Annotated in this window: 18 protein-coding genes, 1 tRNA gene and 2 pseudogenes; 12 read left to right on the top strand and 9 right to left on the bottom strand. The window is 71.0% G+C overall.

All coding sequences use genetic code 11. The features are described from left to right. Nucleotides 1-58: 58 nt before the first annotated feature. On the bottom strand, nucleotides 59-2,791 hold the full coding sequence (gene aceE / locus ACZ4VW_RS07230; protein WP_467959310.1) for a pyruvate dehydrogenase (acetyl-transferring), homodimeric type: 2,733 nt from the start codon (nucleotides 2,789-2,791) through the stop codon (nucleotides 59-61). Nucleotides 2,792-3,201: 410 nt separating this feature from the next. Between aceE and ACZ4VW_RS07225 the strand changes: the two genes are divergently transcribed. The 6 genes from ACZ4VW_RS07225 to ACZ4VW_RS07200 all read left to right on the top strand — a co-directional run bounded on the left by ACZ4VW_RS07225 (nucleotide 3,202) and on the right by ACZ4VW_RS07200 (nucleotide 7,615). After that, the gene (locus tag ACZ4VW_RS07225) at nucleotides 3,202-3,624 is read left to right on the top strand and encodes a DUF3052 domain-containing protein (RefSeq protein ID WP_355108585.1); all 423 of its coding nucleotides are present in this window, start codon (nucleotides 3,202-3,204) and stop codon (nucleotides 3,622-3,624) included. A gap of 125 nt (nucleotides 3,625-3,749) precedes the next feature. Next, on the top strand, nucleotides 3,750-4,208 hold the full coding sequence (locus ACZ4VW_RS07220) for a peroxiredoxin (RefSeq protein WP_467959308.1): 459 nt from the start codon (nucleotides 3,750-3,752) through the stop codon (nucleotides 4,206-4,208). 113 nt (nucleotides 4,209-4,321) lie between these two features. Beyond that, complete coding sequence (locus ACZ4VW_RS07215) at nucleotides 4,322-4,897, top strand: TerD family protein (RefSeq protein ID WP_467959306.1); 576 nt, start codon at nucleotides 4,322-4,324, stop codon at nucleotides 4,895-4,897. A gap of 133 nt (nucleotides 4,898-5,030) precedes the next feature. Continuing rightward, the gene (locus ACZ4VW_RS07210) at nucleotides 5,031-5,606 is read left to right on the top strand and encodes a TerD family protein (RefSeq protein WP_467959304.1); all 576 of its coding nucleotides are present in this window, start codon (nucleotides 5,031-5,033) and stop codon (nucleotides 5,604-5,606) included. A gap of 29 nt (nucleotides 5,607-5,635) precedes the next feature. Then, on the top strand, nucleotides 5,636-6,781 hold the full coding sequence (locus tag ACZ4VW_RS07205) for a DUF475 domain-containing protein (protein ID WP_467959303.1): 1,146 nt from the start codon (nucleotides 5,636-5,638) through the stop codon (nucleotides 6,779-6,781). A 96-nt stretch (nucleotides 6,782-6,877) separates the two neighbouring features. Then, complete coding sequence (locus ACZ4VW_RS07200; protein WP_467959302.1) at nucleotides 6,878-7,615, top strand: TerD family protein; 738 nt, start codon at nucleotides 6,878-6,880, stop codon at nucleotides 7,613-7,615. A gap of 81 nt (nucleotides 7,616-7,696) precedes the next feature. Here the strand turns inward: ACZ4VW_RS07200 and ACZ4VW_RS07195 are convergent, their stop codons facing one another. After that, on the bottom strand, nucleotides 7,697-8,611 hold the full coding sequence (locus ACZ4VW_RS07195) for a TerD family protein (RefSeq protein WP_467959300.1): 915 nt from the start codon (nucleotides 8,609-8,611) through the stop codon (nucleotides 7,697-7,699). 177 nt (nucleotides 8,612-8,788) lie between these two features. Between ACZ4VW_RS07195 and ACZ4VW_RS07190 the strand changes: the two genes are divergently transcribed. The 3 genes and pseudogenes from ACZ4VW_RS07190 to ACZ4VW_RS07180 form a co-directional block, all read left to right on the top strand. Next, nucleotides 8,789-9,964 (top strand): HpcH/HpaI aldolase/citrate lyase family protein, encoded by a 1,176-nt coding sequence (locus ACZ4VW_RS07190; protein ID WP_467959298.1) that lies wholly within the window; start codon nucleotides 8,789-8,791, stop codon nucleotides 9,962-9,964. Nucleotides 9,965-9,982: 18 nt separating this feature from the next. Continuing rightward, nucleotides 9,983-12,571: a phosphoribosyltransferase gene (locus ACZ4VW_RS07185; RefSeq protein ID WP_467959296.1), complete on the top strand. Its 2,589-nt coding sequence runs from the start codon at nucleotides 9,983-9,985 to the stop codon at nucleotides 12,569-12,571. Nucleotides 12,572-12,591: 20 nt separating this feature from the next. Then, a pseudogene (locus tag ACZ4VW_RS07180) lies at nucleotides 12,592-13,374 on the top strand (HAD family hydrolase); the annotation flags it as partial. Between the two features lie 226 nt (nucleotides 13,375-13,600). Here the strand turns inward: ACZ4VW_RS07180 and ACZ4VW_RS07175 are convergent. Beyond that, nucleotides 13,601-14,253, bottom strand: a pseudogene (locus ACZ4VW_RS07175) (DedA family protein). A gap of 111 nt (nucleotides 14,254-14,364) precedes the next feature. Between ACZ4VW_RS07175 and ACZ4VW_RS07170 the strand changes: the two are divergent. After that, nucleotides 14,365-15,570, top strand: a complete 1,206-nt coding sequence (locus tag ACZ4VW_RS07170) for a sensor histidine kinase (RefSeq protein WP_467959294.1) — start codon at nucleotides 14,365-14,367, stop codon at nucleotides 15,568-15,570. Beyond that, entirely contained in the window at nucleotides 15,561-16,208 is a 648-nt protein-coding gene (locus ACZ4VW_RS07165) for a response regulator transcription factor (protein WP_467959292.1), read from the top strand. The genes ACZ4VW_RS07170 and ACZ4VW_RS07165 overlap by 10 nt, the downstream gene beginning before the upstream one ends. 115 nt (nucleotides 16,209-16,323) lie before the next feature. On the opposite strand, the gene ACZ4VW_RS07160 is transcribed toward ACZ4VW_RS07165, so the two are convergent. From ACZ4VW_RS07160 to ACZ4VW_RS07150, 3 genes are all read right to left on the bottom strand, one after another. After that, the gene (locus tag ACZ4VW_RS07160; RefSeq protein ID WP_467959290.1) at nucleotides 16,324-16,542 is read right to left on the bottom strand and encodes an FmdB family zinc ribbon protein; all 219 of its coding nucleotides are present in this window, start codon (nucleotides 16,540-16,542) and stop codon (nucleotides 16,324-16,326) included. 9 nt (nucleotides 16,543-16,551) lie between these two features. Next, entirely contained in the window at nucleotides 16,552-17,853 is a 1,302-nt protein-coding gene (locus ACZ4VW_RS07155; protein WP_467959288.1) for a hypothetical protein, read from the bottom strand. Between the two features lie 200 nt (nucleotides 17,854-18,053). Beyond that, nucleotides 18,054-18,809, bottom strand: coding sequence for a DUF4097 family beta strand repeat-containing protein (locus ACZ4VW_RS07150; RefSeq protein WP_467959286.1), 756 nt, complete (start codon nucleotides 18,807-18,809; stop codon nucleotides 18,054-18,056). A gap of 182 nt (nucleotides 18,810-18,991) precedes the next feature. On the opposite strand from ACZ4VW_RS07150, the gene ACZ4VW_RS07145 reads away from it, so the two are divergent. Beyond that, nucleotides 18,992-19,066: transfer RNA gene (locus ACZ4VW_RS07145), tRNA-Val, on the top strand. A 72-nt stretch (nucleotides 19,067-19,138) separates the two neighbouring features. Here the strand turns inward: ACZ4VW_RS07145 and ACZ4VW_RS07140 are convergent. From ACZ4VW_RS07140 to repSA, 3 genes are read right to left on the bottom strand one after another with little or no spacing between them, the layout of a single operon-like run. After that, nucleotides 19,139-20,290, bottom strand: coding sequence for a site-specific integrase (locus ACZ4VW_RS07140; protein ID WP_467959284.1), 1,152 nt, complete (start codon nucleotides 20,288-20,290; stop codon nucleotides 19,139-19,141). After that, a complete protein-coding gene (locus tag ACZ4VW_RS07135; protein WP_391932842.1) occupies nucleotides 20,290-20,478 on the bottom strand; it encodes a helix-turn-helix domain-containing protein in 189 nt (62 codons plus the stop codon). Before ACZ4VW_RS07135 ends, ACZ4VW_RS07140 begins: the two co-directional genes overlap by 1 nt. Continuing rightward, on the bottom strand, nucleotides 20,475-21,878 hold the full coding sequence (gene repSA, locus ACZ4VW_RS07130; RefSeq protein WP_467959279.1) for a replication initiator protein RepSA: 1,404 nt from the start codon (nucleotides 21,876-21,878) through the stop codon (nucleotides 20,475-20,477). Before repSA ends, ACZ4VW_RS07135 begins: the two co-directional genes overlap by 4 nt. Between the last annotated feature and the right edge of the window lies 1 nt (nucleotide 21,879).

The following is a 21,879-nucleotide window of genomic DNA, read 5'->3' as shown; positions in this document are numbered from 1 at the left end:
GCGGCGGGACCGCTGGTCCCGCCGCCCCTCACCAGGCGATATGCGTCGGCGACGCGCCCTAGGCGTCGCCGCCGGCGGCGCCGGGGTCCGCGGCCGCCACGTCCAGCAGCTGGTAGCGGTCCACGGCCTGCTTCAGGACCGACCGGTCGACCTTGCCCTCGCGGGCGAGCTCGGTGAGGACGGCCAGGACGATCGACTGGGCGTCGATGTGGAAGTACCGACGGGCCGCGCCCCGGGTGTCCGCGAAGCCGAAGCCGTCCGCGCCGAGCGAGGTGTACGTGCCCGGCACCCAGCGGGAGATCTGGTCCGGAACGGAGCGCATCCAGTCGGAGACGGCGACGAACGGGCCCTGCGCGGAGGACAACTTGCGGGTCACGTACGGGACGCGCTGCTCCTCGTCCGGGTGGAGCAGGTTGTGCCGGTCGACCTCGACGGCCTCGCGGCGCAGCTCGTTCCAGGACGTCGCCGACCAGACGTCGGCGCGCACGTTCCACTCCTCGGCGAGGAGCCGCTGCGCCTCGACCGCCCACGGCACGGCGACACCAGAGGCCATGATCTGCGCGGGGATCGCGCCGGCCTCGCCCGCCTTGAAGCGGTAGATGCCCTTGAGGATGCCCTCGGCGTCCACGTTCTCGGGCTCGGTCGGGTGCTGGATCGGCTCGTTGTAGACGGTGAGGTAGTAGAAGACGTCCTCGGCGTCCGGGCCGTACATGCGCCGCAGGCCGTCCTGCACGATGTGCGCGATCTCGAAGCCGAAGGCGGGGTCGTAGGCGACACAGCCCGGGTTCGTCGAGGCGAGCAGGTGCGAGTGGCCGTCCGCGTGCTGGAGGCCCTCACCCGTCAGCGTCGTCCGGCCCGCGGTGGCACCGAGCACGAAGCCGCGCGCGAGCTGGTCCGCCATCTGCCAGAACTGGTCGCCGGTCCGCTGGAAACCGAACATCGAGTAGAAGACGTAGACCGGGATCAGCGGCTCGCCGTGCGTGGCGTAGGCCGAACCGGCCGCGATCAGCGAGGCCGTGCAGCCGGCCTCCGAGATGCCGTCGTGCAGCATCTGGCCGGTCGGGGACTCCTTGTACGCGAGCAGCAGCTCGCGGTCCACGGCCTCGTACTGCTGGCCCAGCGGGTTGTAGATCTTGGCGCTCGGGAAGAAGGAGTCCATGCCGAACGTCCGGTACTCGTCCGGCGCGATCAGCACGAACCGCTTGCCGATCTCCTTGTCCCGCATCAGGTCCTTGAGCAGCCGGACGAACGCCATCGTGGTGGCGATCGACTGCTGGCCGGAGCCCTTCTTCACCGCGGCGTAGGTCTTGTCCTCGGGCAGGGCCAGCGGCTTCGCGCGCACCACACGCGTCGGGACGTACCCGCCGAGCGCCCTGCGGCGGTCGTGCATGTACTGGATCTCCTCGGAGTCCCGTCCCGGGTGGTAGTACGGCGGCAGGCCGCCCTCCAGCTGCGCGTCCGTGATCGGGATGTGCAGCCGGTCGCGGAAGCGCTTGAGGTCGTCGACCGTCAGCTTCTTCATCTGGTGGGTCGCGTTGCGGCCCTCGAAGTTGGGGCCCAGCGTCCAGCCCTTGACGGTCTGCGCGAGCACCACGGTCGGCTGACCCTTGTGGGCCTTGGCCGCCGCGAAGGCCGCGAAGATCTTCCTGTGGTCGTGGCCACCGCGGCCCAGGTGCAGGATCTGGTGGTCCGACATGCCCTCGACCATCGAGCGCAGCCGCTGGTCGTCGCCGAAGAAGTGGTCGCGGATGTACGCGCCGGTCTCCGTGGCGTACGTCTGGAACTGGCCGTCGGGCGTGGTGTTCAGCTTGTTGACCAGGATGCCGTCACGGTCCTGGGCGAGCAGCGGGTCCCAGGAACGGTCCCAGATCAGCTTGATGACGTTCCAGCCGGCGCCGCGGAACTGCGACTCCAGCTCCTGGATGATCTTGCCGTTGCCGCGCACCGGGCCGTCGAGGCGCTGCAGGTTGCAGTTGACGACGAAGGTCAGGTTGTCCAGGCCCTCACGGGCGGCGATGGACAGCTGGCCGAGCGACTCCGGCTCGTCCATCTCGCCGTCGCCGAGGAACGCCCAGACGTGGGACTTGGAGGTGTCGGCGATGCCGCGCGCCTCCATGTAGCGGTTCATCCGGGCCTGGTAGATCGCGCCGAGCGGGCCGAGGCCCATCGAGACGGTCGGGAACTCCCAGAAGTCCGGCATCAGGCGTGGATGGGGGTACGAGGACAGCCCGTTCGGGAACTTCGACTTCTCCTGGCGGAAGGCGTCGAGCTGGGTCTCGCTCAGCCGGTCGAGGAGGTAGGCGCGGGCGTAGATGCCGGGGGAGGCGTGGCCCTGGAAGAAGATCTGGTCGCCGCCGTCGCCCTCGTCCTTGCCGCGGAAGAAGTGGTTGAAGCCGACGTCGTACAGCGAGGCGGAGGAGGCGAACGTGGCGATGTGGCCACCGACCCCGATACCCGGGCGCTGCGCGCGCGAGACCATCACGGCGGCGTTCCAGCGGGTCGCGTTGAGGACCTTGCGCTCGATCTCCTCGTTGCCGGGGAAGAACGGCTCGTCCTTGGTGGCGATGGTGTTGACGTAGTCCGTGCTGCGCATCTCGGGCACGGCCACACGCTTCTCGCGGGCGCGCTCGATCAGGCGGAGCATCAGGTAGCGGGCCCGCTCACGGCCCCGCTCGTCGACGGCGGCGTCGAGGGAGTCGAGCCATTCCTGGGTCTCCTCCGGATCGAAGTCCGGGACCTGGCTGGGAAGGCCGCCAATGATGATCGGGTTGCGATCGGATCCGGAAGCCACGCTGTTCCTTCGCTGTTCGGTGGAGCTTCGATGGAGCCCACGGGTGGCCGGGACGTCCATCGTGTACCCCGTCGGTGTCAAACGTCATCTCTACCGAGGGGTAACCCCCACTGGGTGCCCGGTTGGGTCAAATCGCAACCTTACGCCCAACCCGCGCATGCGTTTCGTCCGCACGTTCGGCAGACTGAAACCACGGAAGGACCCAAAGCGGTACGAAGCGTGTGCCTTATGTCACGCAGCGAAGCGGAGGCGGCCCGGGAGATGCGGCGAGACGGCCCCAAACGTCACCGTTTCGGCGGTCTCGGCGGCCGGGTACTTGCGCGATCCGCCCAGCCCGTGTGGACTACGGCCAGCGCTGCGCGTACGCGCGTGGCCGAAGCATTTTCCGATACATGATCAGGAGGCAAGCCGTGAGCGCGACCGCGGACCACGCGGAGGAGCGGACCAACCCGGCAGCGAGGCTGGGGTTCGAGCCCGGACAGGTGGTCCAGGAGATCGGTTACGACGACGACGTCGATTTCGATCTCCGCGAAGGCATCGAGTCCATCATCGGGTCGGACCTCGCTGACGAGGACTACGACGACGTCGCCGACGCCGTCGTGCTCTGGTTCCGCGACGAGGACGGAGATCTGACGGACTCCCTGGTCGATGCCATCGGCCTCCTGGAGGACGGCGGCAACGTTTGGCTGCTGACGCCCAAGACGGGCCGAGACGGTTACGTCGAGCCGAGCGACATCAGCGATGCCGCGCAGACCGCCGGCTTCTCCCAGACCAAGAGCATCAGCGTGGCGAAGGACTGGTCGGGCACCCGGCTCGTCGCCCCCAAGCGCTGATCCCCCAAGCAGCAGGAGCCCCCGCCGGCACAGCCGGCGGGGGCTCTGTGCGTAGGCTGGCCCTTCACCTGTTCGGTCCAACGACTCTGTCGGTGACCCAGTCCAGTGGAAGGGAAGCGCACGCCATGGCGATCGAGGTCGGCACCAAGGCCCCGGAGTTCGAGCTCAAGGACAACCACGGCCGCACCGTGAGGCTCTCCGACTTCAAGGGGGAGAAGAACGTCGTGCTGCTCTTCTACCCCTTCGCCTTCACCGGCGTCTGCACCGGCGAGCTGTGCGAGCTGCGCGACAACCTGCCGAAGTTCGTCAACGACGACACCCAGCTCCTCGCCGTCTCCAACGACTCCATCCACACCCTGCGCGTCTTCGCCGAGCAGGAGGGCCTGGACTACCCGCTGCTCTCCGACTTCTGGAAGCACGGGGAGGCCTCGCGCGCCTACGGCGTCTTCGACGAGGACAAGGGCTGCGCCGTGCGCGGCACCTTCATCATCGACAAGGACGGCGTCGTCCGCTGGAGCGTCGTGAACGCCCTTCCGGACGCCCGCGACCTCGGCCAGTACGTCAAGGCGCTCGACACTCTCTGACCATCGGGGCGAATCGTCTGTCCAGGCCGGGAACCCGTCACTAGGATCCACTCGTTGATCCGATGCCAACGCACGACGGGGGCGCTGCCCCTGGAAACCACATGGAGGGACTCGTGGGAGTCAGCCTCAGCAAGGGCGGCAACGTCTCGCTGACCAAGGAGGCCCCTGGCCTGACCGCCGTCACTGTCGGTCTGGGCTGGGACATCCGCACCACCACCGGGACGGACTTCGACCTCGACGCCAGCGCCATTCTGGTCAGCGCGGAGGGCAAGGTCCGCAACGACCAGGACTTCGTGTTCTTCAACAACCTGAAGAGCGCCGACGGCTCGGTCGAGCACACCGGTGACAACCTCACCGGCGAGGGTGAGGGTGACGACGAGCAGGTCAAGGTCAACCTGGCCACGGTGCCCGCCGATGTCGCCAAGATCGTCTTCCCGGTGTCGATCTACGACGCCGAGAACCGCCAGCAGTCCTTCGGCCAGGTCCGCAACGCGTTCATCCGTGTCGTGAACCAGGCCGGCGGCACCGAGATCGCCCGGTACGACCTCTCCGAGGACGCCTCCACCGAGACCGCCATGGTCTTCGGCGAGCTCTACCGCAACGGCGACGAGTGGAAGTTCCGCGCCGTCGGCCAGGGCTACGCCTCCGGCCTGCGCGGGATCGCGGCCGACTTCGGCGTCAACGTCTGAGTCACGCAAGCCTGATCCGTCCGGCGCCGCACGCTCCGTGCGGCGCCGGACGTGCCTCATCAGCCGTACGGCTCAGCAGCGCCACGGCTCATCAGCAGTGCAGAGAGCAGTTCTCACCGGGGAGGAACCACGCATGGGCGTCACGCTCGCCAAGGGAGGCAACGTCTCCCTCTCCAAGGCTGCACCCAACCTCACCCAGGTGCTGGTCGGCCTCGGCTGGGACGCGCGCTCCACCACCGGAGCGCCCTTCGACCTCGACGCCAGCGCCCTGCTGTGCGAGTCGGGGCGGGTGCTCGGCGACGAGTACTTCGTCTTCTACAACAACCTCAAGAGCCCCGAGGGCTCGGTCGAACACACCGGGGACAACCTCACCGGCGAGGGTGACGGCGACGACGAGTCGCTCATCGTGGACCTCACCAAGGTTCCGGCCCACTGCGACAAGATCATTTTCCCGGTCTCGATCCATGAGGCCGACAACCGGGGCCAGACCTTCGGCCAGGTCAGCAACGCCTTCATCCGCGTGGCGAACCAGGCGGACGGCCAGGAGCTGGCCCGCTACGACCTCTCCGAGGACGCCTCCACCGAGACCGCGATGATCTTCGGCGAGCTGTACCGGTACGGGGGTGAATGGAAGTTCCGGGCGGTGGGCCAGGGGTACGCGTCCGGCCTCCGGGGCATCGCTCTAGACTTCGGGGTCAACGTTTCGTAAAGCCGCGTAATTACACGATGGGGTAGACAGTGGTTCTGAAAACCTTCGGCTGGTCGTTCGCCATTACGGCGCTCGGGCTGGTCGCAGCGGTGCTCTACGGGGGGTGGGAAGCGTTCGGGATCGTCGCGATCCTGTGCATCCTCGAGATCTCGCTGTCCTTCGACAATGCGGTGGTCAACGCCGGAATCCTGAAGAAGATGAACGCCTTCTGGCAGAAGATCTTCCTCACGATCGGCATTCTGATCGCCGTCTTCGGCATGCGGCTGGTCTTCCCCGTCGTGATCGTCGCGATCAGCGCCAAGATCGGTCCGATCGAGGCCGTCGATCTCGCGCTCAACGACGCCGAGCGCTACGAGCAGCTCGTGACCGACGCACACCCGTCGATCGCGGCCTTCGGCGGCATGTTCCTGCTCATGATCTTCCTCGACTTCATCTTCGAGGACCGTGACATCAAGTGGCTCGGCTGGCTGGAGCGCCCGCTGGCCAAGCTCGGCAAGATCGACATGCTCTCGGTCTGCATCGCCCTGATCGTCCTGGCGATCAGCGCCATGACCTTCGCGACCCAGGCCCACCAGCACGGCGGTACGCACGTCGACAAGGCGTCCACCGTCCTGCTCTCCGGCGTCTTCGGTCTCATCACGTACCTCGTCGTCGGCGGTCTTTCGGGCTACTTCGAGAACAAGCTGGAGGAGGAAGAGGAGCGCGAGCACGAGGCCGAGGAGGAGGCCAAGCGCAGCGGCAAGCCCGTCTCGGCCGTGGTGCTCGCCGGCAAGGCCGCCTTCTTCATGTTCCTCTACCTCGAGGTCCTCGACGCGTCGTTCTCCTTCGACGGCGTCATCGGCGCCTTCGCCATCACCAACGACATCGTCCTGATGGCGCTCGGCCTCGGCGTCGGTGCCATGTACGTCCGTTCGCTGACGGTCTACCTGGTCCGCCAGGGCACCCTCGACGACTACGTGTACCTGGAGCACGGCGCCCACTACGCCATCGGCGCGCTCGCCATCATTCTCATGATCTCCATCCGGTACCAGATCCCCGAGGTCGTCACCGGCCTCATCGGCGTCGCTCTGATCGCCTGGTCCTTCTGGTCCTCCGTCCGGCGGAACAAGGCCCTCGCGGCGACCGAGGGAAAAGCTGACTCCTCGGGCAAGACCGAGGTGTCGTCCGGGGTGTGACACCCCCGGCAATGAGGAACGCTTCACTGCGGGGCGGCCGGTGCACCCGGCCGCCCCGCCGCGTATGTCATGGCTTCGAGTGGGGGGTGGGGACGCATGGCCTTCTGGGACGGCCTCTTTCCGGGCAGGGTGGCGCAGTTCGACTCGGGCAACGCCGCGAGCAACTCCATCGACCTCACCAGACGGCGCCCGGCGGTCTCGCTCACCAAACAGGGGGCGGCCACCGGCAACCTCCGCGTCAACCTCTCCTGGCGGATGCGGACCTCCGACATCGAGGGCCGCTCCCGCCAGAGCGGACGACTGCTGCGCAACCCCTCGAAGCTCTTCAAGCCCGAGGTCGTCCAGGCGCACACCCAGGGGGTCGTCAACGTCGACCTGGACCTGGGCTGCATGTACGAGCTGACGGACGGCAGCAAGGGCGTGGTGCAGCCGCTCGGCAACTTCTTCGGGTCCCTGAACGCCCCGCCGTACGTGAACCTGAGCGGTGACGACCGGTTCGGCGGATCCTCCGGCGAGACGATCTTCGTCAACCTCGACCACCGGGACGCCATCAAGCGCCTGCTGTTCTTCGTCTACATCTACGACCAGACACCGGCCTTCGACCGCACCCACGCCAAGGTGACGCTCTACCCCAGCAACGGGCCGCGGATCGAGATCGAACTGGACGAGCGGGCCCCGCAGGCCCGCTCCTGCGCGGTCTTCACCGTCGAGAAGGTCAAGGAAGAGCTGATCGTCCGCCGCGAGGTGAAGTTCGTGTACGGCTTCCAGGGGGAGCTGGACCGGCTGTACGGCTGGGGCCTGCAATGGGGGCGCGGCTACAAGACCAAGGCCTGACCCGTGGCGTTACGGGTGGGAGCGCCGGGCCTGTCCCGGGCCGCCTCACGGCCGGGACCGCTCAGCGCCCCCCAGGCGGCGTCACGGACGGATGAACTGCGGCCCCATCGGCGGCATCCGGAAGTTCGGGTCCGGGGCGGGCGCCGCGGCCGCCGCGGGCTGGGGATAGCCGTACGCGGGCTGCGCGGTCGAGGCGGGCTGGGGATAGCCGTAGGCCGGCTGCGCGGTCGAGACGGGTTGGGGATAGCCGTAGGCGGGCGGCGCCGTCTGCGGGTAGCCGTAGCCGGGCACGGGCGCCGGGGGAGCGGTCGGCTGGGGCGGCACGGGAGCGGACACGGGCGGGTGGACGACCGTCGCGTCGAGCCCCGGGTCCGGGGCGGCGCCGGCCGGGGCCTCGCTCGCGTCCGTGCCGGTCTCCGATCCGGCGTCCGGCCCCGTCTCCGTGCCCTCGTCCACCGAGATCCCGAAGTCGGTGGCGAGCCCGACGAGACCCGTCGGGTAGCCCTGCCCCACCGCGCGGAACTTCCATCCCTCGCCGCGCCGGTACAGCTCGCCGCAGATGATCGCGGTCTCCTCGCCCGTCTCCGCCGTCACGTCGAACAGGGCCAGCGGCTCACCGTCCGCCGCGCCCGCGTCGTACAGCAGGATCCGCAGATCCGTGACCGACCGGAAGGTGTCGCCGTCCGAGGAGGCCGCGATCACCACCTGGTCGACCGACGGGTCCAGCCCGCCGAGATCGGCCTCGACCGTGTCGGTCAGCCCCTCCGCCACCCGCTTCTTGGGCAGCCGGCGCACCAGCCCGGAGGGGTGGCGCGGCTGGTTGTAGAAGACGAAGTCCTCGTCGGAGCGCACGCGGCCGTCGGCCCCGAGCAGCAGCGCCGAGGCATCCACGTCGGGGACCCCGGGGCCCGGGGTCCAGCGGAGCACGGCCCGTACGGCCGCGGTGTCGAGAGGGACGTTGGAGCCCTTCAGCATCGCGTGCGTCATGACCGTCATCCTGCCTCCCCGGCCGACCCGCGGACAACGCGGGGGGCCGTGGCGATCGGGGAGAGATGCGCCGATGCGGACGAGTTACCTGGATTTCATGCGCGAAGGGAACTAAGGACACCCGCACCTACGTACTATTACCGGCCACGTGTCGTCAGGGCCCATAGAGGCAGTCGGGGGAGTTACATGCGTCATTTCGGGCACATCCCGTCCGCTTCGCGGACCGGGCTGTTCCACCAGGAGCCGGCCGAGTTCACCGCCGACTCGCCCGCGAGCACGCTCGCCGTGGCCCTGGGGGCCACCCTCTACAGCCCGGCCACCCGGCCGCGGCTCGCCGACGACGTGCGCAAACAGGCCGCACGCGGGGTCGTCTCCATGGTGCTATGCCTGGAGGACTCCATCGCCGACGCCGATGTGGAGGCCGCCGAGGACAACCTCGTCCACCAGTTCGCCGCCCTGGCGACGGACGGCGAGCAGACGCCCGATGACGTACCCCTGCTCTTCATCCGGGTCCGCGAGCCCCACCAGATCACCGATCTGGCCGCGCGGCTCGGCGACAGCGTCCGCCTGCTGTCCGGCTTCGTGCTGCCGAAGTTCACCGAGACGCGCGGACAGGCGTTCCTCGAAGCCCTCACCGTCGCCGAGCAGGAGAGCGGCCGGCGGCTCTTCGCCATGCCCGTTCTCGAGTCTCCGGAGCTGCTGCACCTGGAGACCCGCGCCGAGACCCTCGCCGGCATCGCCGCGACCGTGGACAAGTACCGCGACCGGGTCCTCGCCCTGCGGCTCGGCGTCACCGACTTCTGCTCCGCGTACGGACTCCGCCGCTCGCCCGACATGACGGCCTACGACGTCCAGCTCGTCGCCCACGTCATCGCCGACGTCGTCAACGTCCTCGGCCGCTCCGACGGCACCGGCTTCACCATCACCGGGCCCGTCTGGGAGTACTTCCGGCTCGGCGAGCGCATGTTCAAGCCCCAGCTGCGCCGCAGCCCCTTCCTGGAGGGCCGCGCGGAGGACCTGCGCACCGCGCTCATCGAGCACGACCTCGACGGGCTGCTCCGCGAGATCGAACTCGACCGGGCCAACGGCCTGCTCGGCAAGACCTGCATCCACCCCACCCATGTGGTGCCGGTGCACGCGCTCTCCGTGGTCAGCCACGAGGAGTACAGCGACGCCCAGGACATCCTGCGGCCCGAGCGGGGCGGCGGCGGGGTGCTGCGCTCCGCGTACACGAACAAGATGAACGAGGTGAAGCCGCATCGCGCGTGGGCCGAACGGACCCTCCTGCGTGCCGAGGTCTTCGGCGTCGCCAAGGAGGACGTCGGCTTCGTCGATCTGCTCACCGCCGGACTGGCCGGCTGACGGAAGGTGAAGGACGACGTGGTGTGGTCGGGAACGTGGGTCGCGGAGCGGCTGGGCGTCGAACTGATCGGCGGCGAGGAGCTCCCGGGCCTGTTGGGCCTCGCACTGCGCCGCAATCCGAAGCGCGCGCATCTGCTGGTCTCCAACGTGCTCGGCAAGCACGTGCCGCAGCGCCCCTCGGTGGTCCACGGCGCCGGATACGACCTGGGTGTGCGGGTACGGGAGCTGCTCGGTGACCAGGACGCGGCGCGGGCCGTCGTCCTCGGATACGCGGAGACGGCGACCGGCCTCGGCCACAGCGTCGCGGACGGTGTCGGCCTCGCCCCCTACCTGCACTCCACCCGGCGGCCGGTGGCGGGCGTCGCCCCGGCCGGCGGCTTCGAGGAGTCCCACTCGCACGCCACCTCCCACCTGCTGCTGCCGGAGGACCCGAAGCTGTTGGCCGGCGAGGGCCCGCTGGTGCTCGTCGACGACGAGTTCTCCACCGGCAACACGGTCCTCAACACGATCCGCGACCTGCACGAGCGCTACCCGCGCGACCGGTACGTGATCGTCGCCCTGGTCGACATGCGCGCCGCCGCCGACCGGGACCGGCTCACCGCCTTCGCGGACGAGATCGGGGCGCGGGTGGACCTGCTGTCGCTCGCGGCGGGGACGGTGGGCCTGCCGGACGGCGTCCTGGAGAAGGGCCAGGAGCTGGTGGCACGGTACGAGGCGTCGGCAGCGGCGTCGGCCGGGTCGCCCGGGTCGGCCGGCTCCCCGGGGTCGCCCGGGGAGGCCCTTGCGGTCGCGTCGGCCGCCGTGCCCGCGCCCCGGGCGCCCCGCGGCGCGTCGGTCGTGCGCGTCGACCTGGACTGGCCGCAGGGCGTGCCGGACGGCGGCCGCCACGGCTTCGTACCGGAGCACCGCTCCCGCCTGGAGGAGGCCCTTCCGGCGCTGGCGGAGCAGCTCGCCGGGGCGCTCCCTGCCGGGGACCCCGGTCGTGTGCTCGTCCTCGGCTTCGAGGAGCTGATGTACGCGCCGCTCGCGCTCGGCGTCGCCCTCGAGAAGCGCGGCATCGACGTCGCGTACTCCACCACCACCCGCTCGCCCGTCCTCGCCGTCGACGACCCCGGCTACGCCATACGCACCCGGATCGTCTTCCCCGCCCACGACGCGCCCGCCGACGGGCCCGGCGAGCGGTACGCCTACAACGTCGCCGGTGGCGGCTTCGACGCGGTCGTCGCCGTCGTCGACTCCGTCGCGGACACCCCCCAGCTGCACGCCCCCGACGGCCTGCCGGCCCAGCTCGCGGCCCACATCCCGCACGTGGTCCTCGCCGTCGTCCCGTCGTACGTCCCGTCGTACGCCCGCCCGGAAGCCCGTCCGGAGGTCCGGTCGGCCGTCCCCGCGTACGTACCCGCTCCCGCCACCGAAGCTCCCGAAAGGAGCTCCATGCTGCCCGAGCCCCTCCGCGGCCCCGCCTTCTCCTCGTACGCGCCCGAGGAGGTCGGCTGGCTGCTCCAGGACCTCTCGGACGTCGAGCTGGAGGCACCGACCGAGGAGCGCGAGGAGGCGATCCAGAGCGGCGGCGCCCACTACGCCGAGTCGCTGCCGGTCGAGTACCAGCCCAGCGACCGGTACCAGGAGCTCTTCCACGCCGCCCTGGAGACCTCCGCCGCGCGCATCGCGCGCGCCGTCGGCATCGTCACCGAGACCGTGCTCGCCGAGAAGTCCGGCCGGGGGAGCGGCACACCCGTCCTCGTCTCCCTCGCCCGGGCCGGCACCCCCGTCGGCGTCCTCATGCGCCGCTGGGCCCAGGCCCGTCACGGACTCGACCTGCCCCACTACGCCGTCTCCATCGTCCGTGGCCGCGGCATCGACGCCAACGCGCTGCGCTGGCTCGCCGCCCACCACGACCCGGCCGACGTCGTCTTCGTCGACGGCTGGACCGGCAAGGGTGCCATCACCCGCGAACTCGCCGACGCGATCGAGGACTTCGAGCGCTCCGAGGGCATCACCGGCTTCGACCCGGAGATCGCGGTCCTGGCCGACCCCGGCTCCTGCGTGCGCACCTACGGCACCCGCGAGGACTTCCTCATCCCCTCCGCCTGCCTCAACTCCACCGTCTCCGGGCTGATATCGCGTACGGTGCTGCGCGCCGACCTCGTCGGCCCGGACGACTTCCACGGCGGGAAGTTCTACCGCGAGCTGGCCGGCGCCGATGTCTCCAACGACTTCCTCGACGCCGTCGCCGCCCGCTTCGACGAGGTCGCCGAGGACGTCGACACCGCCGCCAAGGAGCTGCTCGCCGCCGACCGCACCCCCACCTGGGAGGGCTGGGCGGCCGTCGAGCGCATCAGCGAGGAGTACGGCATCCACGACGTCAACCTGGTCAAGCCCGGCGTGGGCGAGACCACCCGGGTCCTGCTGCGCCGCGTCCCCTGGAAGATCCTCGCCCAGCGCGGCGCCGGCGCCGACCTCGCGCACGTACGCCTGCTCGCCGAGCAGCGCGGTGTTCCCGTCGAGGAGGTCGACGGACTTCCGTACACCTGCGTGGGACTGATCCACCCCCAGTACACGAGAGGCGCCACCGGCGCCGACGGGAAGGCGGTGGTCTCCCAGTGACCTCGGTGAACAGCTCCGTGATGGTCGCGAGCGACCTCGACCGTACGCTGATCTACTCCTCCGCCGCCCTCGCGCTCGGGATGCCGGACGCGCAGGCGCCCCGACTGCTCAGCATCGAGGTGCACGAGTCCAAGCCGCTGTCGTACATGACCGAGGACGCGGCCCTGCTCCTGGAGCGGCTGGCCGGCGAAGCCGTCTTCGTACCGACCACGACCCGCACCCGCAAGCAGTACCAGCGCATCCAGCTCCCCGGGCCCGCACCGAAGTACGCGATCTGCGCCAACGGCGGGCACCTGCTGGTCGACGGCGTCACCGACCAGGACTGGCACGAGGCCGTCGTGCGCCGACTGGCCGAGGAGTGCGCGCCGCTCGCGGAGATCCGCGCGTACTTCACCGCCACCACGGACCTGTCCTGGGTGCGCAAGCACCGGGTCGCCGAGGACCTCTTCGCCTACCTCGTCGTGGAACGCGAGCGGCTGCCGGAGGAGTGGCTGAAGCGGTTCGGCGACTGGGCCGACGACCGCGGCTGGACGGTCTCCCTGCAGGGCCGCAAGGTGTACGCCGTACCGAAGCCGCTCACCAAGAGCGCGGCGATGCGCGAGGTCGCCCGCCGCTGCGGCGCCGGCCTCACCCTCGCCGCCGGGGACTCCCTCCTCGACGCCGACCTGCTGCTCGCCGCCGACCGCGCCTGGCGGCCCGGCCACGGCGAACTGGCCGACACGGCGTGGACCGCCCCGCACCTCGACGTGCTCGCCGAGCGCGGAGTGGCGGCCGGCGAGGAGATCCTGCGCCGCTTCCGGGCGGCGGTGGCGGACCACCGCGCGGCCGTGGCCGAAGGCGGCCCGTCCATGCGCGGGGACGGCCTGTCCGTATCTGAGGCCGGCGTGTCCGTGGGCGAAGGCGGCGTGTCTGTGCACAGGGACGGCCTGTCCGTACCTGCGGCCGACGTGTCCGTGGGCGAAGGCGGCGTGTCCGTGTCTGGGGCCGGCGTTTCCGTGGGCGACGACCGCGCGTCCGTGCCCGCGCAGCTCAACGGTTTTCCCTCCCAGCCCCCCGGCGCGCTCCCGGACGCACACCCCGACGCCCTCCCCGACCCGGCCTGAGCAGCCGCGTCCCGACGAAGCACAGCACCGCGACCGCGGCCACGACGAGCACCGCCTTCGAGTAGACCGACACATAGCCGGTGACTTCCTCCCAGTTGTCGCCGAGCGCGTGACCGGCGAGCAGGAAGGCGGTGTTCCACAGCGCGCTGCCCAGCGTCGTGAGCACGATGAACGTGGGCAGCGGCATCCGTTCGACGCCCGCGGGCACGGAGATCAGACTGCGGAAGTCGGCACCATCCGTCCGAAGAAGACCGCCTTGGTGCCGTGCCGGGCGAACCACGCCTCCGTCCGCTCGATGTCCGCGACCTTCAGCAGGGGCAGACGGGCGGCGAGGGCGACGGTGCGTTCACGGCCGAACAGCGCCCCCACCTCGTACAGGGCGAGCGCGCCGACCACCGAGCCGACGGTGGTCCAGATCAGCACGGCGAGCAGATCGAGCCGCCCGGTCGCGGCGGCGAAGCCGGCGAGCGGCAGGACGACCTCGCTGGGGATCGGCGGGAAGAGGTTCTCGAGGGCGACGGCGAGGCCCGCACCGGGGGCGCCGAGTGTGTCCATGAGGCTGTTGATCCAGCGTTCCATGGCGTCCACGCTAGGAAGCGCGGCGCCGGAGGGGACTGATGGCGGCCGCACGGTCACGGTGCGGTTTTCCGCAGTGCGGGCCGTGCGGTGCGCCGACTAGCGTGCCGGATCATGAGCAACCTCGCCCGGCGGCCCGTCCGGGACTCCGCCTCGCCGCTCTCCAGGGCGGCGCTCGTCCGGCACGCCGTGCGGTGGCTTCGTACGGCCGCCGGGCTGGCGCTGGGGGCCGGGACAGCCGTGCTGGAATTCCTCGGCACCGTCGTCGGCGGCCTCGCGCTGCTGCCGGTGCTCGCCTGGCCGCGCGGCAGGCGAGCCGTGCTGCGGCCGGTGACCGCCGCCGGCCGCGTGCTCGTCCGGCTGGAGCGCAGGCGCCTCGACCGCTCGCTCGGCATCCGGCTCCCCGGGGCGCAGGAGGACGGCGAGGCCCTGCGCTACCTCGCGGTCCGCTGGCCCCTCGGTCTGCTCGGCGCGGTCGTCCTCGGCTGCGCCGCGTACGGACTCGGCCTCGGCACCTTCGTCTTCTACGGCTGGCTGATCACCGACATCGACCACCCCTGGCTCGTCGCCCTCAGCAGCCTCGGCGGGTTCTTCCTGCTGTTCCTCTCCGTCCAAGGGGCTTTGGGCGTCCGCTCTCTGGAGGAGCGACTGGCCCGCCACCTCCTCGCGCCCAGCCACGCCCACGCGCTGGAGGCCCGGATCGCCCAGCTCGCCAGCAGCCGGGCCGAGGTCATGGACGTCGTGCACGACGAGCGCCGCCGCATCGAGCGCGACCTCCACGACGGCGTACAGCAGCGGCTCGTCGCCCTGGGCATGCTGCTCGGCCGGGCCCGGCGACTGCGCGCCAGTGACCCGGAGCGCGCGGACGAACTGCTGCTCCAGGCCCACGAGGAGAGCCGGCGCGCGCTCACCGAACTGCGCGAGGTGGCCTGGCGCGTCTACCCGACCGTGCTCGACGAGGCGGGCCTGCGCGCCGCCCTGGAGAGCGTCGCCGAGCGCAGCCCGCTGCCCGTGGGGCTGGCGTACGCGGTGGAACGGCCGCTTCCGAGGACGGTGGAGGCGGTGGCGTACTTCGTCGTCTCGGAGGCGGTGACCAACGTGGTCAAGCACGCGGGTGCGACCCGGATCGACGTCGATGTGACGGTGGAAGAAGGAGAGTTGAGCGTGCTGGTGACGGACGACGGAGCGGGTGGCGCGGACGCGTCGGGGAGCGGGTTGAGCGGGCTCGCGAGCCGGGCGGCGGCCCTGGACGGACGGTTCGCCGTGCACAGCCCGGCGGGCGGCCCCACGGTCGTGCGGGCGGTACTGCCGTGCGGGTGATCCTGGCGGAGGACTCGACCCTGCTACGGGAAGGGCTCGTACGGCTCCTGAGCGAGGAGGGCCACGAGGTGACGGCGGCCGTCGGCAACGCGGTCGAACTCCTCGCGGCGGTGGCGGCGGACCCGCCGGACGTGGTCGTCGCGGACGTCCGCATGCCGCCGACGCACACGGACGAGGGGCTGCGGGCGGCCCTGGAGATCCGCCGGGAGTGGCCCGGGGTGGGGGTCCTCGTGCTCTCGCAGTACGTGGAGCGGCGGTACGCGACCGAGCTCCTGACCGGCGAGTCGGGGGCGGTGGGATACCTGCTCAAGGACCGGGTGGCGCAGGTCGACGAGTTCCTGGACGCGCTGGAACGGGTGGGGGAGGGACGGACGGCGTTCGACCCGGAGGTCGTCCGCCGGCTCCTCGTCCGTACCACCCACACCGACCCGCTCTCGCGCCTGACGCCGCGTGAGGGGGACGTGCTCGCGGCGATGGCGCAGGGGCACACGAACGCGGCGATCGCCGGGCAGCTGCACGTGTCCCAGAGCGCGGTGGAGAAACACATCAACGCGATCTTCGACAAGCTGGAGCTGACGGGCCGGGGCGAGGGCTACAGCAGACGGGTCCTCGCGATCCTGCGCTACCTCGGGAGCTGACCGGCTTCGGCGGCAGCCGGCCACGTCGGCGGCGGACCGGCCATGTCGGCGGCTGATCGACCACGTGGGTCGCTGCCGGTCACGTCGGCTGCCGGCAGGCGACGCCGGCGGCCGATCAGCCGCAGCAACCGCCGCCGCAGCAACCGCCTCCGCCCCCTCCGCCGCCGCCACCGGCCGTGGGGGCCGCCGTCCCGCCCACGGCGACGGCAGAGAGCAGCTTGACGGTGTCGTCGTGCCCGGCGGGGCAGGCGGCCGGGGCGGAGGACTCGGCCATGGGGCGGCTGAGTTCGAAGGTGTCGCCGCAGGTGCGGCAGCGGAATTCGTAACGAGGCATACGGACAGGCTAGCCGGACCGGTGTCCGGCACCACGCTCCTCGCGGATCTGCTCGACGACGCGGGCGACGGAGGCGCGGACGGCTCGCAGTTCGACGAGGAAGTGCCAGTAGTCGGGGTGCCGGCCGTCCAGCGTGGCGATCGCCCGGTCGAGCCGTACCACGGCGTCGTCGAGGGGGCGGGCGTGGCGGGGGTCGGGGGTGTTGCGCCCGGCCATGGCGAGGCGCTGGGCGTCGCGGATCGTGAAACGGGTGCGGTCGATCTCCTGCCGCGGGTCCTTGGCGACGGCCTCGAGGCGGCGGAGCCGGTCGCCGGCGGCGGAGACGGCCTCGTCGGTGGCGTTGAGCAGGGCGCGGGCGGTGGCGAGCAGGCTGGTGGCGTCCGGCCAGCGCTGCTCGTCGCGGGCCTTGGCCGCTTCCCTGAGCTTCTCCTCGGCCTGGCGGACGTTGTCGCCGGCCTGCTCGGGGACGTGCTGGAGGTCCTGCCAGCAGGCGGCGGAGAAACGGCGTCGGAGCTCGGACAGGACGGGCTCGACCGCGGCGGCCCGGGTGGTGAGCGCCTCGGCGCGGGTACGGAGGGACACCAGGCGCTTGGTGATCTCGGCGGCCCGCTCGGGGAGGCGCTCGGCCTCGGCGCGGACGGCCTCGGCGTCGCGCAGGACCCGGTCGGCGCGCTGGAGGGTCTCGGGGACGCCGTGGCGGCCGGCGCCTTCGTTGAGGCGGGTGAGCTCGGGGCCGAGGGCGGCGAGGCGGGCGGCGAGATCGTCCGCTTTGAGACCGGACTGCTGCCGCACCGTATCGAGAGCAGTGCTCGCGTTCCGGAGCGCCTGTCGCGCCCGCTCGACGGCGGGTGCGAGCCGGGCCAGCTGCGTCTCGGCCTGGTCGAGCAGCGGTCCGAGCCCCTGCTCGAACCGGTCCAGCTCCCCCTTGACCCGTACCAGCTCGTCCTTGGCGCGCGTGAGCTCGGCGCGGGCGCGGTCGGCGGTGGCGGCGTCGAGCTCGTCCCGGTCGAGGTCATGGGCGTCGACGGCGGTGATGTAGGCGTGACTGACCTCGTCGATCCGCTGCCCGAGGGCCGCGAACCCGTCGACGGCCCGCCGGGCGCCGGGGGAGCTGTCGACGGCCGTGATCGTCTCGATGGAGATGCGCAGATCGCGCTGGGCGGTGTCGAGTTCGTAGAACGCGGCGGCCGCGGCGTCCTTGGCGGCCTGCGCCTCGGCCCGCTGACTCTCGCCCCGCCCACCGAACCAGCGGCGGGTGCCGCCGCCGGCGAAGGCGGCGGGAAGGAGGGCGACGGCGAGCAGCGGAATCATGAGCGCGACCCGCCCGGTCCCGGCCCCCGCTCGTGCCTTCGTGCCGCGCCCCGGCCCGGATCGCGGTCCCGCCTCTGTCGCGGCGCTCGTGGAACTGCCCCTCGCGTGAGTCGCCGCCACGTCCCTCTCCCGTGCTGTGTCCGCCCGCCCTGCCCGGTCGGTTCATTCTCCCACCAGGTAAGGACGAACACACGGGCCCGTCAGTTCGCGCTGCGGACCACGACTTCCCCGTTGTCGCTGCGAGCGGTCACGGCATGCGCGCTGCCCTTCTGCCGCGGCACGTCGATCCGTACGTCGCCGTTGTCGCTGCGCCCGTCGACGTCGTACGCGGTCGAGCCCGCGGGCAGGACGATGTCGATCTCCCCGTTGTCGCTCTCGGCCCGCACCCGCTCGGGCACGGCGCCGAGGGTGAGCCGTACGTCGCCGTTGCCGGAGCGGGCGGCGACCTGCCGCGAGGTGGTGCCGCCCTCGACGACGACCTCGCCGTTGCCGCTGCTCAGATCGAGCGCCCCGGAGGCGTTGCGCACGACGACCTCGCCGTTGTCGGTGGTGATCTTCAGGGCGGTGTCGAACCCGTCGGCGGTCACCTTCCCGTTGTCGTCCTCGACGGTGACGGCGACGCCCCGGGGCACCTGGATCCGGTGGACGGAGTCGCAGTCACTGGCGACGGCATCACACTCCACCCGCAACGTGAGCCGCCCACCCTCCAGCCGCCAGGTGGCCTCGGGCCCCTCACCCATGAACACCCACCCGTCGACCTGCCGGCTGACGCGCACATCCTCGACGTCGGCGGGCACGATCTCCAGCACGGAGTTGTCGGAGTCGACGGTGAGCGCGTCCCCGGAGAAGGCGAAGGTCCTCTTCTCCACGGGCGCCCCCTCCACATCGGCGCTCCCGCACCCACCGACCCCGAGGGCGACGACGACGGCTCCGCCGACGGCGAGAAGCGTGCGCATGCGACGACGAGCGACCATGACGAAGAACCCCCAGGTAAGGCGCTGACTGTCCCTCCACGGTAGGGACCCCACCCACCCCGGATCGATCCGGCGACCCACCCTCCGGGGGTGGGGCTACCCCCCGAACCCCATCGGTTTGCGGGACCCACCCGTGGGCCATGTACGCTGTTGCCTCATTCCACGGGTGCGTAGCTCAGGGGTAGAGCGCTGCTCTTACAAAGCAGATGTCGGCGGTTCGAAACCGTCCGCGCCCACCAGTGCAAAGGCCCCCAGCCGATCATGGCTGGGGGCCTTTGACATCTACTTCTGACATCAACGGGGACGGTTGGTCACGCCCGGGCACGGCTCCTGAGCAGCCGGTCCATGTGGCTCACGGCCTCGCGCTGCGTGTCCTGGACGACGTGCGTGTAGACGTTCATCGTGACAGCGATCTGACTGTGCCCGAGGATCTCCATCACGACCCGGGGAGCGACGCCGGCGGCGGTGAGCAGGGTCGCCGTCCCGTGCCGCGCATCGTGCAGCCGGATGACGCGGAGACCGGCGTCCTTGGCCACACGGGTGAACGAGCGGTAGAGGTTGCGCGGCTCGATCGGCTGACCGGTCCGGGTGGTGAAGACGTACCCGGTGTCCGTCCACGTGTCTCCGGCGCGCTCGCGCATCGCGGCCTGCTTGAGACGCTGCCACCGCAGGGGAGCGATACAGATCGCGGGCAGCGGAAGCGTCTGCTTGCGCCGGCGCCCCTTGGGATCGTCCTCGTACACCTCCCCAGCGACCCGCTGACGCTGCGTCCTGACCCGGATCTCCCGCTTGTCGAGGTCGACGTTCTCCCAGCGAAGCCCGACGACCTCTCCGCGGCGGAACCCGAGCGCAATGGCGAGCACGAACGCGGCGTACAGCGGGTCCTTCCGGGCGGCGGCGAGGAAGTCGAGCGTCTCGTCCAGCGACCAGGGCGAGAGCTCCCGGGCGGCAACGGCCGGCGGCTCGACGAGCGTCGCGACGTTCCGGGACACCAGCTCCTCACGGCAGGCGGCGGTGAGAGCGGTGCGCAAGACGCGGTGCGACTCCTTGGCCGTGGCGGCGCTGGTCTTCTTCTCCAGCTGGACGAGGAAGCGACGGACGTCGGCGACGCTGAGGGATTCCAGCCGCTTGGGTCCGATCATCGGGACGAGATAGAGCCGGACGTGCACCTCGTACTTGGCCGCGGTGGTCCTCTTCCGGCGCGGCTTGACGATGTTGTCGAGCCAGTAGGGGAGCCACTCGGAAAGCTTCATCGAACGGGTCGGTACGGCAATGCCGTTGTCGACCTTGTCGAGGAGCGCGCGGCGTTTGGCGTCGCACTCTGCCCAGGTCTTGCCGTAGGCGAACTTGCGGGCGCGGGTGCCGTCTGGCTGGAGGACGTAGACGGCGGCCTGGTAGCGGCCGTCCTTGCGCTGGGTGATGGTGCCGGCGCCGTTGGGGTTGCGCTTGCGCTGGGTGGCCATCAGGCGGTCTCCTCGATTTGGTTGTCGATGAAGTCCCGGACGGCGTCGGCGGGGACGCGGCGCGATCGGCCGATGGTGATGGAGACCAGGCGACGGGACCGGATGAGGTCGTAGACGGTCGAGCGGCCGAGCTTGAGCCGCGCCATGACCTCGGGCACGGTCAGCAGTTCAGCGGTGACGGTGGTCATACCAGCTCCCCTTCCAGTTGGGACAGTTCGGCGCGGATCTCGCGGGCTTGTTCGCGGTTGTGCTGGATGTCGCGGCGGATGTTGGCGGCGAGCCAGGACTCGCCGGGTGTGGCTCCGTGGCCGGCGTAGGTCCAGTGGGCGACGACGAGGACGGTTGCCTCGGGGTTGTCGTCGGGGTCGGGCAGGCCGAGGGATGCGCGTTGCTGGTGGGCGCGGTAGTCGGCGCGGACCTGGCGTAAGGCACCGAGGGTGGTGGAGTAGCGGCGGGATTTGGTGGAGAAGTGGCCGCGGAAGCCGAGCATGTGGGCCCAGGCGCGGAGTCGTCGGTCTGGGTAGGCCGCATCAAGGTCCATGCACGCTTCCATCAGGCGGCGAGGATGGTCGGGCACGTCGAGGAGGATGAGCGCTTCCTTGTTGCCGACCCGGTGGTCAACGCTGCCGGTGGTCTCGGCTGCTTTGGTGGCGTATTTGGCGACGTAGGCGGCGACGGCCTGTTCGGTCAGGTCCTCGCCCTGGCCGAAGGCGCCGATGGGCTGGACGTCGAGCTGATCACCCCACCGCAGCACCCAGTCCTTCACGAAGCCGTAGTCCTCGTTGGCGGGGACGACGACTTGGACGCGGGCGGCGGCGGCCCGGATGGCGTCGGTCAGGAGGTCGAGGGTGGCCCAGGCCGGGGGCGGTGTGTGGGGGCCTTCGGGGCCGTCGAAGCGGATGACGGCGTGGAAGTGGACGGCGCCGCGCTTTTGGTACTCGGCAACTTTGCCGAAGGAGACGCGGGACTGTTCGCGGGCGGCTTTCTGGGTGAGGCCGGCGCGGGCTGCGATTTCGCGGCGGAGGTAGATGGTGAAGTACCGCCACAGCTCGGAGGCGTGGTTGTTCCACAGCACCGCGGCCGCGTAGTCGTAGCGGTCGGGGTCGAGCGGGGTGCCGAGTTCGGGCGCGTCCTCCTGGTGGCGGGTGCCGCAGCGGCACGGGCGGGTGCCGGGGCGGTTGTGGACGGGGCCGAAGGACGGGGCGGTGAGGGTGGCGAAGACGCGGGGGTGGTCGCGGATGGTCTCGGGGGTGCCCTTGTCGGGGTTGCCGACGAGTCCGGCGCGGATCAGGTGGTAGGTGTCCCCGGCGTAGGTCCAGGCGCAGGCGGGGCAGCGGGAGGCACGGCGGTTGCCGCAGGCGACCCGCAGGACGCCCCCCGGCTCGTTGTCGGTGGTGTAGGCGTGGAGCACGGTCTTGGTGGCCGGGTCGAGGGTCTTGGTGCCTCCGGCGAGGCGGATGGGTGCTGCGCATCCTCCGGTGCGGCGGATCTGGTCGGTGAGGCGGTCGAAGCCGGGGGACCCGGCCACCCGGAGCAGATCGCTCAGGGTGTCCGGGTCCAGGCCCGCCGCGGTGGCGGTGTCAGACACT

The organism is Streptomyces sp. NPDC029139, assembly GCF_055564335.1.
The sequence above is the reverse complement of the archived record's forward strand: the minus strand, read 5'-3'. Positions and strand labels throughout refer to the sequence as shown.

Coding starts and splice junctions, on each gene's coding strand:
- ACZ4VW_RS07220 (WP_467959308.1), top strand. CDS start 3,750: ATGGCGATCGAGGTCGGCACCAAGGCCCCGGAGTTCGAGCTCAAGGAC.
- ACZ4VW_RS07210 (WP_467959304.1), top strand. CDS start 5,031: ATGGGCGTCACGCTCGCCAAGGGAGGCAACGTCTCCCTCTCCAAGGCT.
- ACZ4VW_RS07200 (WP_467959302.1), top strand. CDS start 6,878: ATGGCCTTCTGGGACGGCCTCTTTCCGGGCAGGGTGGCGCAGTTCGAC.
- ACZ4VW_RS07195 (WP_467959300.1), bottom strand. CDS start 8,611: ATGACGGTCATGACGCACGCGATGCTGAAGGGCTCCAACGTCCCTCTC.
- ACZ4VW_RS07190 (WP_467959298.1), top strand. CDS start 8,789: ATGCGTCATTTCGGGCACATCCCGTCCGCTTCGCGGACCGGGCTGTTC.
- ACZ4VW_RS07170 (WP_467959294.1), top strand. CDS start 14,365: ATGAGCAACCTCGCCCGGCGGCCCGTCCGGGACTCCGCCTCGCCGCTC.
- ACZ4VW_RS07160 (WP_467959290.1), bottom strand. CDS start 16,542: ATGCCTCGTTACGAATTCCGCTGCCGCACCTGCGGCGACACCTTCGAA.
- ACZ4VW_RS07155 (WP_467959288.1), bottom strand. CDS start 17,853: ATGATTCCGCTGCTCGCCGTCGCCCTCCTTCCCGCCGCCTTCGCCGGC.
- ACZ4VW_RS07150 (WP_467959286.1), bottom strand. CDS start 18,809: ATGCGCACGCTTCTCGCCGTCGGCGGAGCCGTCGTCGTCGCCCTCGGG.
- ACZ4VW_RS07140 (WP_467959284.1), bottom strand. CDS start 20,290: ATGGCCACCCAGCGCAAGCGCAACCCCAACGGCGCCGGCACCATCACC.
- ACZ4VW_RS07135 (WP_391932842.1), bottom strand. CDS start 20,478: ATGACCACCGTCACCGCTGAACTGCTGACCGTGCCCGAGGTCATGGCG.